Source organism: Serratia sp. SM04, from assembly GCF_040280225.1.
GTDB classification, from domain to species: domain Bacteria; phylum Pseudomonadota; class Gammaproteobacteria; order Enterobacterales; family Enterobacteriaceae; genus Serratia; species Serratia sarumanii.
Genome location: NZ_JBEOQT010000002.1, coordinates 192,321 through 206,262, shown reverse-complemented (window position 1 = coordinate 206,262; position 13,942 = coordinate 192,321). Strand labels below are relative to the sequence as shown.

General features: G+C 46.8%; 7 protein-coding genes. All 7 read left to right on the top strand.

From position 1 onward, the window contains the following. Positions 1-72 precede the first annotated feature (72 nt). The 7 genes from wcaJ (at position 73) to ABTW55_RS03915 (ending at position 13,900) form a co-directional block, all read left to right on the top strand. A complete protein-coding gene (gene wcaJ / locus ABTW55_RS03945; protein WP_033654977.1) occupies positions 73-1,467 on the top strand; it encodes an undecaprenyl-phosphate glucose phosphotransferase in 1,395 nt (464 codons plus the stop codon). Between the two features lie 56 nt (positions 1,468-1,523). Beyond that, entirely contained in the window at positions 1,524-2,690 is a 1,167-nt protein-coding gene (locus ABTW55_RS03940; RefSeq protein ID WP_051917650.1) for a hypothetical protein, read from the top strand. Between the two features lie 67 nt (positions 2,691-2,757). Further along, positions 2,758-4,587: a hypothetical protein gene (locus ABTW55_RS03935; RefSeq protein WP_144337697.1), complete on the top strand. Its 1,830-nt coding sequence runs from the start codon at positions 2,758-2,760 to the stop codon at positions 4,585-4,587. 1,382 nt (positions 4,588-5,969) lie between these two features. Further along, complete coding sequence (locus tag ABTW55_RS03930) at positions 5,970-8,975, top strand: DUF4214 domain-containing protein (RefSeq protein WP_033654597.1); 3,006 nt, start codon at positions 5,970-5,972, stop codon at positions 8,973-8,975. Between the two features lie 389 nt (positions 8,976-9,364). After that, entirely contained in the window at positions 9,365-11,137 is a 1,773-nt protein-coding gene (locus ABTW55_RS03925; protein ID WP_049233429.1) for a type I secretion system permease/ATPase, read from the top strand. Between the two features lie 52 nt (positions 11,138-11,189). Next, the gene (locus tag ABTW55_RS03920) at positions 11,190-12,521 is read left to right on the top strand and encodes an HlyD family type I secretion periplasmic adaptor subunit (RefSeq protein WP_033637755.1); all 1,332 of its coding nucleotides are present in this window, start codon (positions 11,190-11,192) and stop codon (positions 12,519-12,521) included. Between the two features lie 2 nt (positions 12,522-12,523). Beyond that, positions 12,524-13,900, top strand: coding sequence for a TolC family outer membrane protein (locus tag ABTW55_RS03915; protein WP_016928415.1), 1,377 nt, complete (start codon positions 12,524-12,526; stop codon positions 13,898-13,900). The last annotated feature ends 42 nt before the right edge of the window (positions 13,901-13,942 follow it).

Sequence of the window (13,942 nt, the reverse complement as noted above, 5' to 3'; positions counted from 1 at the left end):
ATAAAAATTATATTTTTAATCTGGCAGGTACTGGGCAGGAGTTATACTATGTTGGTTAATAGGCAAACAGCTATGAATGGTTTTCGTCGTGGTGCTCTACAGTCTAATGCTTCGCTAACTTCAATGATACAGCGGTTTTCAGACATTGCTATTATAAGTTTCTGTCTTTATTTGGCATGCAAGCTGTCAGGCAATGTATTTACCATGGAGTACTGGATTGTAGTATTGATATCAATCGTCATATTTCAAATGGTAGGTGGGATAACCGAGTTTTACCGCTCGTGGCGTGGAGTCCGTGTTACCTTAGAGATCCAACTCATCATAAAAAACTGGTCTTTAAGTGTTTTATTAACTATTGGTCTTATATCTTTTATCGATGGTTTTTATAGTGATTTAACGCTATATGCTGAGTGGTACCTCTTGGCATGTTGTGGTTTGATAGTTTCTCGCTCGATTATTCGTTTATTGCTTGGTTATATGCGAAATCTCGGGTTTAACACCCGCAATGTTGCGATCATGGGCTCGCTCCCTGTTGGTATCAAGTTAGCCGAAACTTTAAATGATGCTCATTGGATGGGCTTCAAAGTCCTTGGAATATATGATGACGCATGTAACTCTATCGACACGAAAGTCGGAAAATGTGGTGATTTAGAGCAACTTATCAGAGACGCAAAAGATGGACGGATTGATAGAATTTATATTGCGATGCCAATGGAGCAAGAACGTTTAATCAAGGATACTGTAGCTGAATTATCTGATACAACTTGCTCGGTAATGCTTATACCAGATGTTTTTACTTTTAATATTCTACAGTCGCGTAGCGAAGAAATAAATGGTGTTTCTGTAGTTTCTCTTTTTGATACACCAATCAGCGGTGTCAATAAAATAATAAAGCGTGTAGAGGATATTATACTTTCGCTTGCAATATTAATATTTATTTCCCCTGTTCTTTTATTGATTGCGATGTCTGTTAAGTTCACGTCTCCAGGCCCGATTATTTTCAAGCAGAGACGTTATGGCATGGATGGAAAATCTATAATGGTTTGGAAGTTTAGATCCATGAGCGTTATGGAAAATGGAGATAAAGTTGTTCAGGCAAAAAAAGGTGATGCTCGGGTTACTGCCGTTGGTGCTTTCTTACGTCGGACATCGCTTGATGAACTTCCGCAATTTATAAATGTGTTGATGGGGGACATGTCGATTGTTGGACCTCGCCCACATGCTGTCGCGCATAATGAGCAATACAGAAAGCTAATTAAAGGCTATATGCTTCGTCATAAAGTTAAACCAGGAATCACTGGCTGGGCCCAGATAAATGGATGGCGAGGTGAAACGGACACTCTAGACAAGATGCAAAGTCGAGTTGAATATGATCTCGATTATATTAGGAATTGGAGCGTTTGGTTCGATATCCGAATTATCTTTCTTACGGTCTTTAAAGGGTTTATAAATAAATCGGCTTATTGATTGTGATTAATGGTTAGTATATTATAAGAAAATTTTCTTCATGAGAGCAAAAATCAATGAGTATTACAACACACACTATCGTTGATAGTAGCGAAAAGGAAAGACTCTTCCTAAATATTCTGAGATGGGGGATTGCATTTTTTTTCATCGCTACACCTTTCAATCCTTACGTCGGTGATGTGACTTTATATCTTTGGATTCCTCTGGTTTTCATGGATTATGAATTTATAAGAAAATTGTCTACAGTATCTTTAAAAATATTACTGTGTTTTTGTGTGTGGACTGTCTTGTGTCTAGCATTTTGGCGGTATGATTTAGTCGTTAAAACATTTGCTCTAGTATTGGGTGTTGCATATATTCACAAAATAGGAAAGCCAGTTTTTAGTAAAATATATGTCTGTATGCTTATTTCTGTTATTTGGTGTATTTTACAGTTTTCATTATATGAGTTCGCTGGTACAAACTATTCTGCTGCAATAGGGCCAAAGGCAATATCGATTGCAATATGGGGCGACTATGCAACCAAAACTTTTACTAACCAATATGAAGTTTTTCTGTTGCCAAGAATGTCTGGGTTATCTCGAGAGGCTGGTTTTTTTGTTTCCCTATTAATCATCTCGTTTATGATAAGACTAAGAGATTTTAAGCTAAAGGCTTGGGAGATTGTATTATTTGCATTAGGTTATATTTTCAGTTTGTCTAAGGCCTCAGTTATACTTTTCCTTATAGCAGCTGTTTATCCATTTCGGCGCATATTAGCTAAAATCCCTGTTGTGCTCACTTTTTCACTCTTTATTGTCGTTTTCGTTTCGATCGCAAACTATCTTAATGTCGGGATTCCTGCCTTTTTCTACGAAAATCAATCTATAGCACATCGCTTTTCTGCATCATATTTAGTCTTAAATATGAACGTACCGAGTTTCTTAATTGGGTGTGGAAAAGAATACGAATGTTTTACCAATTATCAGCCTATTGTTGATTATTTAGGTGGATTTGGTTTCAAGCCAAATGTGGGGCTTCTAGGTGTTACTATGGAGATGGGGGTTATTGGTCTCATCGCAATAGTATTCTTCTGTATGTATTTGAAATTAGATAGTTATGATGTTGTTATTTTGGTGCTTTTTACTGCCACTGTAACATTTTTCACTGTTGATAGTTTTATAATACTTACTTATTATTACATATACTCAAATCACACTAAGAATAAGAGTGATCTCATTTAAAGCTGCTTGTTAATATGGTGGTTTCTCTCTGGGAACAAGATCAATAAATTTATTCTGGAGGCAGAAAATGAAGAAAAGTAGTCCTGATTTTTCTAAGCGAGAATCACTAAAGAACGGTATCGTTATGGCATTGGCTTCCATTGCTGCTATCTCAAGGACAGAAAATGCCTTTGCTGATAATTCGATAAAAAATGCAAGTACCGAATCCTTAGCTAGTAATTGTCCTGATATTGGTAGCTTAAAGAAACTTTCTCCCATCAGTCCTGGTCAACGGGTAAATGTACTCAGCTATTATCCATCACAAGGTACTACTGCAGTTAATTCCGTGATGAGAAGCGTAGTTGCTAACCATAAGCCGTCCGTGCAATCTCAACATTCTGGAGGTGGGGAGTTCTATTATGATGCTGATGACAATACTTCTCCTGATGATGGGGGGATGGTAATTGTTACAGATGATGGTAAGCGTTGGAAAAGAGTGTTTTCAAACGATGAGCCTATTTTAGGCAGTTATTTTGGGATCAGCGACACACAAGATGATAATGGACCGGCGATTACTCGTGCTATTAATTTTTCCAGCAATCGTAAAATCGTTTTGCCGAGAGGAAAGCTAGTAGTTAAAACACCTATTATCTTTCCTTTAGACTCTGGGGCTAAAATAGATGGCTTTGGCAAAAAAGGGGGGACCGTCATTGATGTTCGCATGAATGAAGGCTACGAAAATTTCGGTGTCTTTCATTTTCCTGGGAAATCTAATAAATCTGCTAAAAGTCCTGGCTTCCGTGCTGTATCCATTAGCAATATTCAACTCATTGGAAACTTGAGCAAGTGTCATGGTTTTTTTCTGCAATATCAATATGCAATGCGTCTAGAACAGGTTACTCTGGAGGGGTTTGATGGTGCGGGGCTGTTTATCGACAAATGCCAAGACTCTGTTTTTGAACAAGTTGATGTTTTCAATTGCGGAAGAACATCTGGCGATCGAGCCAATTTAAAAGATGGCTTTGATGAGTCTAAAACGCTGGTTAGCCCAGTAGTTATAATGTCATCTCTAAGAGATGATTGCAATTATCTTCGTTTTAATGATTGCCAATGGGAAGATAACCCTGTTTCGCCAATTTGTGATTTTGCCGGTGGCATAGAAAACTATTTCGTCAATTTGCATGCTGAATATAATGCGCATTGGGATGTCTCTGGAACTGAAGGCTGTACTCTTTTTATGCAGAGAAAAGGGACGATCAAAGTCAGTGGCGGAGGAAGTGATGAAATTAAATATCTTTTGAAGCATGTTTATGGTGAGTTTTATATTGATTCGCACCGGTGCAGCCCCGCGAAAAATATAAAGATAAAAACAGGGACGAACAGCAAGTTCACTTTCAAAGATGTAACTATTGATACAGTTGATGCAATATCCACCTCAGGATTTAAAATTTTTAAAGACTGCATCTTTAATTCAATTGACTGGTCGAACCTTGATGGTGACGTTATTTTTGAAAACTGCCGAATCAAAAAGTCATTTTTTGCCAGGTCTGGTTCAAAGAAATTGAGGATAAGAGTTATTTCTTCTATTATCGACGGAGATGTTTTTATTGACCCAAAAGTACCGAATGTGCTAATTGATGATTGCATGGTTGCAGGTGATGTCCAATTTGGTTCAAAAAATGGGATGTGGCTAAATAATAATGTCGTCGGTAGATTTACCGTTCTTGGCGTAGAGTCACGTGTAATTATCCCTTCGATAAGACGCTTATTACTGCCAGGACCACCAAAGAACGGCCGCTTTTCTGTTGGTGATGTTATCGATAACTCCTTACCACAGAGAGGTAGTTTCATGGGGTGGGTATGTGTTGAAGCTGGCAGCCCGGGGATTTGGAAGGGTTTTGGTAAAATAGACGAGTAAATATTTTCATTTTTAGTGATATTAAATGTTCAGCTAATTTCTCTATATATCTGTGTATCTTTATGATCTTTTTATTTGTTGAGCAGCGTGTAATGCAATTCATTACGAAGGAGTGCGTTGAAGATTGATTTCTGCTTGTTTAAGTGTATGCTGAATTAATGGACTTATTACCTTTTATTATCGCTAAAGAGTGTCCGATGTTAATTTGACGAGAGAATGTTCCTGCTAACGCATTGTTCTCTCGTGTACCCCTATATCGAAATTGATAGGCGCTATTCCTCCCCCTCCCTCCCTCGTAAGAAATAACATCTTTCCTGTTACTTATCTATCCCCAATGATAACGTTTTTCCCTTGATACTGATGATGTATTTCCTCTCTGCGGTGTTCGTTTTTTTGAGCTGCTCGTAAATTTCTCAATGTTTATTTTGTATGCGAAGCGAATCGTCGGTTACCGTTTGCGACTTATTTCTTTTACTCCCTCCATTGTGCATCTTAATAAAGATCTTATTCCCCGTCCATTCTTTGCTGTTTCCCCATTTTTATTTAAAATCTGCTCATGATTTAATACCATATATCGCGTGCTTTTAGAGAGAAGCGACCATTCATCGTAATTAAGCTGATGCAAAATTTATTCATAAATCATTTATATAACTCTTTAGGTTTGCTCTCCTCTATCAGGGAAAGGGGGGGATCTCTTTGGTAACAGGCCGAGACCGGCATTTTTTATTTTTAAATAGTTGCGTGAGTGATTATGTCATCGAGAAAATATATTCTCGGCACAGTTTGACCCCCTTGTAACGACATGGCGGAGGTCAAATTTATTTTTCATTGAGTTCTGTGTTTACACCTCGAGATTATAATATTGTATTTTTTTGATTATAGCTAATTATTTACCTGCTACCTATTTTCAGTTGAAGTTATGACTTATCTCTATTCTATATCCAGAATATAACTTGTGTGAAAGTCTTTTAGAGGTAATGCATTGTGCTGACTTCAGGATGTTGATGCTCAGTTTTTTTGGTGTATTTGTAGTGTTGCTATAGTTTTAATTGCTTATTAAAATCATTATAATTTATTTTATTTATAACTATTTTGTTTTTTTTATGTGATCTCAGTGTTTTTATGGATTTTTCTTGTTTGGGAATTTTGTGAGAAAAATATTATCCATGTTAACTATATGGTTTTTGTTTGCTAAAACCTTTCGCCGTCTGCCTTGACATAACCTGAATCTTATCCTTTCTTTTAATTCAGACAGCTTTGCTGTCTTTGTTTGGGTATAACCAGTCGGAATGCATGTTTAGCTGCATTATTAATGAGTTATATCTCTTTTATGCTTCCGATTTTTTTATGGCTTCTCAAGTTAGTCCTCTAAGGGGGGAATCATGGCTTCATTAGCGTATCAGAAAGAAGCAGCAGCTATTTTATACGCTGTTTTAGGGAAAAGCGCGTCACACGCTACGTTCGACTCAATAGGTGCGCAATTGCAGCGAGGTGAACTATCTGCCTCAGCATATGTTACTACTTTATTGACTTCTGCGGATGGTGTAGCCCTCTTTAACGGTTTATCAGATTTAAATGCTTTACAAATTGTTTATACAAAAATTTTTGGCTCTGCTGCACCCACCTCAACTTTGCAAGATTACCTGACGGGTAGTACTCTTGCCGAGGCAATGGCTAAAGTTGTAAATCAGGTTCTTGATTATTCGGGATTTGACTCTACTCTATCCGCTGCGCAGGCTAGTCTTGATCAGCAAGTAAATGCTGTTCTGTTCCCGTCGGTAAGCGCCGCTGCCCTTGGGCAAGGCGCCTCAGACGTGCAGGCTATCTATTATGTTACTGGGGCGGCTCAATCTGCACTTGGCATAAACAACTATGGAGCGGCCATTAATGCCGGTACGAAAACCTTCGTCCAGGTAGCGCAAGAAATAATTTTCTCTGCAAATCTGACTTCTCTTAGCAATACCGATTATGTGATTCGTTTATTTAAATGGGGTTACGAAAGGTCTCCCTCTGCGACCGAATTATCTAACTATGTCACTGAACTGACTGGAGGGACTTCTCGTGCAGAAGTTCTGATTCAAGTGATTGATTCTCTTCGTGGTACTGTTGCTTCAGGCGATACTACCGCGCAGCAACATTTCAATAGCGCGACTATCAGCTATCAGCCAGGGCAACTGCCTTCATTAAGTTATCAAGAGCAGGTTTCTGCAGTTTATCTTGCAGTTCCGCAGCGTGATATTGATGCTCGTGGATTAGATGATTGGAGTAAGTATTTATCGAAAGGAGCGATGACTTATAAAGGATTTATTGGGACCATATTGAAATCAAGCGAGTTTCAGAAGAAAGGTGCCCAACTAACGGGTGATGACTTTATACAACATGTTTACACTGGGGTACATGGTGTAGCTGCTACAGCCGCGCAGCTTTTGGTGTATAGCTCGTTAGGATCTGATAAGGCACTTATTACTCAGGCTATTATTAACGATCTGCGTAACTCGACGGCTACAGATAATATTACTGTAACCCAGCAGCATGGTTTCGAGTTCGATATCGGTACCAGCCTGCTGTATAAAACCTCCGCGTCTCTGACGGCAACGGCCGCCGGCGGTAACGCAACCGGCACCGTCAACACCGGTACGTCGCATCAAATCAGCAACGCCGAAACAGCGGTACTCACGAATGTGCAACTGAACGCCAATGCCGCCAGCATCGTGAACCTGAAGTTCGCCGACCACCTGGCGAATCTGACCATCAACGGCACCAGTGCAGCAACGGTCAACCTGTCTGACAACGGGGTTAACCCTGGTGTCGATATTACCGTTAACAATGGCAACGTGATTCTGAACGCCAGTTCCGGGAATGACGATGTCATCGTGACGTCGACGGCCAATATCGCCACGGGCACCGGCGACTTTAACCTTGGCAACGGCAACGACTCGCTGAAATGGGCGGGGAATGCGGCAACCGGCGCAGCCAACACCGTCGGCGCCGGCATCTCCGCTAATGGCGGCGCGGGTACGGACTCTATCTCCGCCAACTTCATCACCAAAACCGTGGTGACCAACCAAAACGCCTTGGGCGTTCGTACCAGCACCGTGACCAGCAACGCCAACAACTTCTCGAACTTCGAGCAGATCGACCTGACCGGCTATATCGGCAAGTCCGTCGGTACGCTGATTACGACGCCGCTGATTGGTTCACCGACTACCACCAGCGTGACAACGCCAAACAACACCTTTGACTTTGGCCTGACCAACGGCACGTCCACGGTCGAAGGCACTACGGGCGGCACGGTTACGCAGAACGCAGCGGCCACCAATCTGGGCACACAGGGGTTTGTGGTCTCCGGTCTGGCTAACGTCAACGTCATCAATGCCGCCGGCGGCAACGCTGCGCAGTTGGCAGTGAAAGGGGACGCGACCGCTGCCAGTACGCTGAATTTCACCTTTGTCCAGAACGCCACCGATCACTTCAATATCAACTTCGATGCGGTGAGTTCTGCCAACGTGAATGCCGGCGCCATCACTCTCAACAGCAGCAGCAGCGCCTTGTTGGGCACCGCTCTGACCACGGTTAACGTGGCCTCGGGCGGTACCGGCAGCTTTGACAATATTCTGTCATTGGCCGGCACCAATGCGCAGGTTCAGACCATCAACGTGACCGGTGATCACGCGCTGGATCTGACGGTGGGCAGCGGTTTCAGCAACGTGCGTGATATCAATGCGTCCACCAATACCGCGGGGCTGAATCTCGACTCCAGCCATGGCGGTACCGGTGACGGTATCATCATTCAGTTGCTGAACATTCTGCCGCTGAGTATTGTCACCACCAACCTGTTGGCACCGGTGTTGACGGCGTTGGGCCTGAACGGTTACCAAATGACCGTAGAAGGTACCAGTGCTGCCGATACTCTGGGCGTGATTGGCAACACCACGCTGACCGGCGGCGCAGGTGCCAACACCTACGACATCAAGGCCAGTAACACGCAGGCGGGTGTGACCATCAAGGACTTTAATAGCCTCAAGGACTCGATTGTCGACGTGAACCATGGCGGCCTGACTATCTCCGATGACGCCAGCGGCACCGCGGTAGCGAACTACGGTACGCGTTCTGCCGACACGTTGGATGCATTGTTGGGGACACTGGTGGGCGGTTTGACCAATGGCGTTATCGGCCTGCTGGGCGGTATTCTTGGCCTGGATAGCAGCAACTCGCTGACGTCGAAAGTGGGTGTGGCATCCGTTGTATTCAGCGGTGGCGGTAACACTGCCAGCTCTTACGTGATTATCGACAACAACGATAACCACTCGCTGGACCTCAACGATACCGTGGTATACCTGACTGGGCAAAACCACCAGCAATTGGTGGATACGCTGCACTACGCGTAAGTATGAGTTCCAGTGGGTTATAATTCCCATTGAAACTGTTAGTCAATAAATAATACGGGGTGTATAAACACCCCGTATTCTTTGAAATTTGTGAACTACGTCATTATCTCTAATTTATTCCCTTTCGTACTAAACCCGCTTTGCCCCGCCTATTATTTACCCCACTGTTTTCATTTGTTTTTTTCTGTGGTTTGTGATGCGATTTTTTTTGCTTACGGCCTTGCTGGTATCCGCTTTCTCTACCTATAGTTAGGAAAAGTATCTGCAGTCTCGAGCATGTCTGGGGTGGGGTTCTTTAGGATTTATTTTATTTTTCCCTTTTTAGGATTTTCCTTATAAGAGTCCAATGCGGATTTTGACTGACAGTGCACATGATGTAAGGGCAGAAAGTGAACCAATTTATACCGCGCAATGAAATTGCGGATGTTATACGGACTCGCAGCAAGGTTTTCTGGACCGTTGGCATATTTACCGCATTTATTAATTTATTAATGCTAGTTCCTTCTATCTATATGCTCCAGGTTTATGACCGGGTGCTTCCTTCTCGCAATGAAATCACGCTGTTGATGCTGACGCTGATCATGCTGGGCATGTTCGGCATGATGTCGCTGTTGGAATACGTGCGCAGCATGGTGGTGATCCGCATCGGCAGCCAGCTGGATATGCGGCTCAACACGCGAGTCTATACCGCGGCCTACGAGGCGAATCTGAAAAACGGCTCGTCTGATGCCGGCCAGATGCTGAGCGATTTGACCAATCTGCGCCAATTCCTCACCGGCAGCGCGCTGTTCGCCTTCTTTGATGCGCCGTGGTTTCCAATCTATCTGTTGGTGATATTCCTCTTTAACCCTTGGTTGGGGCTTTTCGCTCTGGTCGGTGCGCTGTTGCTGATCGCATTGGCGGTGATCAACGAAATGGTGTCGAAAAAGCCGCTGGCGGAAGCCAGCAAGCTGTCGATTATGTCCGGGACGCTGGCCAGCACCAATCTGCGCAATGCCGAAGTGATCGAAGCTTTGGGGATGTTGCCCAACCTGAAACGCCGGTGGTTCGGTCTGCACCAGCGGTTCTTGAACAGTCAGCGCATCGCCAGCGAACGCGCATCGCGGGTCACGTCGATCACCAAGTTTGTGCGCATGTCGCTGCAATCATTGGTGCTGGGGCTGGGGGGCTGGCTGGCGATCGATGGGCACATCACGCCCGGTATGATGATCGCCGGTTCCATTCTGATGGGGCGAACCCTGGCGCCGATTGAGCAGGTTATTAACGTCTGGAAGAGCTACAGCGCGGCGAAGCTTTCTTATGGCCGGTTGGTCAAGCTGCTGGAAACGCATCCGCAACGGGGTACCGGCATGTCCTTGCCGCGCCCGGAAGGGGTGCTGGCCGTAGAAGGCGTCACCGCCACGCCGCCGGGATCCCAAGGCGATGCGGTATTGCATAACGTGAGTTTTACCATCCAACCCGGTGACGTGCTGGGGATCATTGGCCCGAGCGCGTCGGGGAAATCGACGCTGGCGCGTTTGCTGGTCGGCATTTGGCCGGTCAGCGAAGGGATTGTTCGGTTGGATAATGCCGACATCTATCAGTGGAACAAGGATGAGTTGGGGCCGTATATCGGCTATCTGCCACAGGACATTGAGCTGTTTGCCGGGACTATCGCCGAGAATATCGCCCGCTTTAACGATATTGACTCAGAGAAAGTCATTGAAGCCGCCAAGCTGGCCGGCGTGCACGAACTGATCCTGCGTTTCCCTAACGGCTACGATTCGGTGCTCGGCAACGGTGGCGCTGGGCTTTCCGGTGGACAGAAACAGCGTATCGGCCTGGCGCGCGCATTGTATGGCGACCCTTCGCTGGTGGTATTGGATGAGCCTAACTCCAACCTGGATGATGCGGGCGAGAAAGCGTTGAACCAGGCCATTATGTTCCTCAAGCAACGTAATAAAACGGTGGTTCTGATTACCCATCGCACCAATTTGCTGTCGATGACCAGCAAGCTGTTGCTCCTGGTAAATGGCAACGTCAACGCATTCGGCCCGACTCAACAAGTGCTTCAGGCGTTAGCCAATGCGCAAAAAGCGCAGACGCAACCGCCTCAGCAAGCGGTGAGGGCGGTAAATTCCGAGCCGGATGAAGGCAATATCCCGAAAACGCAAATTAATTAAGCCGTGAATTGCCTGGCGGCTTTATTGCCGTCCGCAGTTTAAAGGAGTTGGTATGTCGACGCACATTGGCGAGCCGCAAGACTCGTATATTGAAGAGATCCCGCAGGATGAACGGCGGTTTACCCGGATGGGCTGGCTGGTGGTGGGAATTGGTCTGTTCGGATTTTTGGCCTGGGCAGCGTTCGCGCCTCTGGATAAAGGGGTGGCATCGCCGGGATCGGTAACCGTTTCCGGCAATCGCAAAACGGTGCAGGCCCCGGCCAGCGGCATCATCAAGAATATCGCGGTGAAAGACGGCGACAAGGTGAAAGCCGGAGAAGTCCTGGTGCAGTTGAGCCAGGTGCAGGCACAGGCGCAGGTCGATTCCCTGCGCGACCAGTACTACACCACGCTGGCCACCGAAGGGCGTTTACTCGCCGAGCGCGACGGTCTGAGCAACGTCACTTTTTCCCCTATTTTTGCCCAGATCAAAACTCAGCCGCGCGTGGCTGAAATCATCGCGTTGCAAACGCAGCTGTTCGCCTCCCGCCGCCAGGGGCTGCAAAGTGAAATTGACGGTTATAAGCAGTCGATGGACGGGATTCGTTTCCAATTGAAAGGCCTGCAGGATTCGCGCGCCAACAAGCAGATTCAACTTTCCAGCCTGCGTGAGCAGATGAACAGCATGAAGCAACTGGCGGCGGACGGCTACCTGCCGCGCAACCGCTACCTGGAAGTGCAGCGTCAGTTTGCCGAGGTGAACAGCAGCATCGATGAAACCGTCGGGCGGATTGGCCAGCTGCAAAAGCAGCTGCAGGAATCTCAGCAGCGTATCGACCAGCGTTTCGCCGACTATCAGCGCGAGGTCAGAACGCAACTGGCGCAAACCCAAATGGACGCCAGCGAGTTTCGCAATAAGCTGCAAATGGCAGATTTCGATCTGGGCAACACTGCCATCACCTCACCGGTGGACGGCACCGTGGTCGGATTGAATATCTTCACTCAGGGGGGCGTCGTGGGAGCGGGTGACCACCTGATGGACGTTGTACCCAGCCAGGCGACATTGGTGGTGGATTCTCGCCTCAAAGTTGACCTGATCGACAAGGTGTACAACGGGTTGCCGGTGGATCTGATGTTTACCGCCTTCAACCAAAACAAAACCCCGAAAATTCCGGGAACGGTCACGTTGGTTTCCGCCGATCGCCTGGTCGACAAAGCCAACGGTGAGCCTTACTACCAGATGCAGGTCACGGTCTCGCCGGAGGGCATGAAGATGCTCAGTGGCGAGGACATCAAGCCGGGGATGCCGGTGGAGGTGTTCGTGAAAACGGGGTCGCGCTCGCTGCTGAGCTATCTGTTTAAACCTATTTTGGATCGCGCTCATACTTCATTAACCGAGGAATAATTTTGATTCAATCAAAACGACAGGCTGCCGGTCTGGTTATCGGCACCCTTTTGTTTGCGATATCTGCGCCGGTTTATTCGATAGGGATTTTAGACGCATATTCGCTGGCATTAGAAAAGGACCCGACTTTCCGGGCGGCTATAAAAGAGAAAGAAGCGGGAGATGAGAACGAAAACATCGGCAGGGCGGGGCTGCTGCCGAAAGTGTCGCTGAACTATCAGAATTCGCCGCGCAACTGGCAGACGCAAAAATATCCGCAGAGCGACTTTTTCGGCAATGTTTCGGAGGTCACCCGGCGGCAGCAATATCGCAGTTATTCCAGTTCGATCACGCTGACGCAGCCGCTGTTCGATTATGAAGCGTACGCGCGCTACAAAGCCGGCGTCGCGCAGACGATGATGTCGGACGAGCGCTATCGCGGTAAGTTGCTGGATCTTGCGGTTAGGGTGATTAACGCCTATGTCGAAGTGGCCTATTCCAAGGATCAAATCGCGTTGGCCGAAGCGCAAAAGGCGGCTTACAAGGAACAGCTGACCTTGAACGATCGCCTGATGAGCGCCGGTGAAGGCACCATTACCGACGTATCGGAAACCCAGGCGCGCTACAGCCTGGCCGAAGCGCAGGTCATCGAAGCGCGCGATGCGCTGGATGCCGCGCAGCGCGAATTGGAAGTGATTATCGGCATGCCGCTGAACCAGCTGGATGAATTGCAGGTGTTGCGGCCGGGCAAGTTCAAGGTGGCGCCGCTGATCCCGTCCAAGTTTGAAGAGTGGCAAAAGATCGCGCTGGAGAATAACCCGGTGCTGGCCGCCTCGCGTCATGGCGTGGATGCCGCCAAGTATGACGTCGAAAGGAATCGGGCGGGCTTTATGCCGCAGGTTCAGCTGTATGCTTCGCATTCGGAAAACGACTCCAGCAGCGATAACACGGTTAACCAGAAATACCGCACCGACAGCATCGGCGTGCAGGTCAGCATGCCTATTTATTCCGGCGGCGGCGTTTCGGCGTCGACCCGGCAGGCGGCGGCGCGCTATGGCCAGGCGATGTATGAGATGGATGCGCAGACGGGCACCACGCTCAACGATCTGCGCAAGCAGTACAATCTGTGCATCAGCAGCCGCGCCAAGGTGGCGGCCTATGAGTTGGCGGTACAATCGGCCACCACACAGGTAACGGCGACCCGGCAAAGCGTGCTGGCCGGGCAACGTGTCAACGTTGACGTGCTCAACGCCGAACAGCAGCTCTATAGCGCCCAGCGCGATCTGGCCTCCGCCAAGTACGCCTACATCAAGTCGTGGATTACCTTGCTGAGCGACTCCGGTACGTTGGATGAAAAAGATGTTATGCGGGTAGCGCAGTATTTTGCCCGCAGTCGCTAGCAACATATTCACTATGAGCATTAATCTGAAAGAGCAGCACTA

Bases quoted from the DNA above. Each gene is read 5' to 3' on its own strand.
- wcaJ (WP_033654977.1), top strand. From the start codon at position 73: ATGAATGGTTTTCGTCGTGGTGCTCTACAGTCTAATGCTTCGCTAACT.
- ABTW55_RS03940 (WP_051917650.1), top strand. From the start codon at position 1,524: ATGAGTATTACAACACACACTATCGTTGATAGTAGCGAAAAGGAAAGA.
- ABTW55_RS03935 (WP_144337697.1), top strand. From the start codon at position 2,758: ATGAAGAAAAGTAGTCCTGATTTTTCTAAGCGAGAATCACTAAAGAAC.
- ABTW55_RS03930 (WP_033654597.1), top strand. From the start codon at position 5,970: ATGGCTTCATTAGCGTATCAGAAAGAAGCAGCAGCTATTTTATACGCT.
- ABTW55_RS03920 (WP_033637755.1), top strand. From the start codon at position 11,190: ATGTCGACGCACATTGGCGAGCCGCAAGACTCGTATATTGAAGAGATC.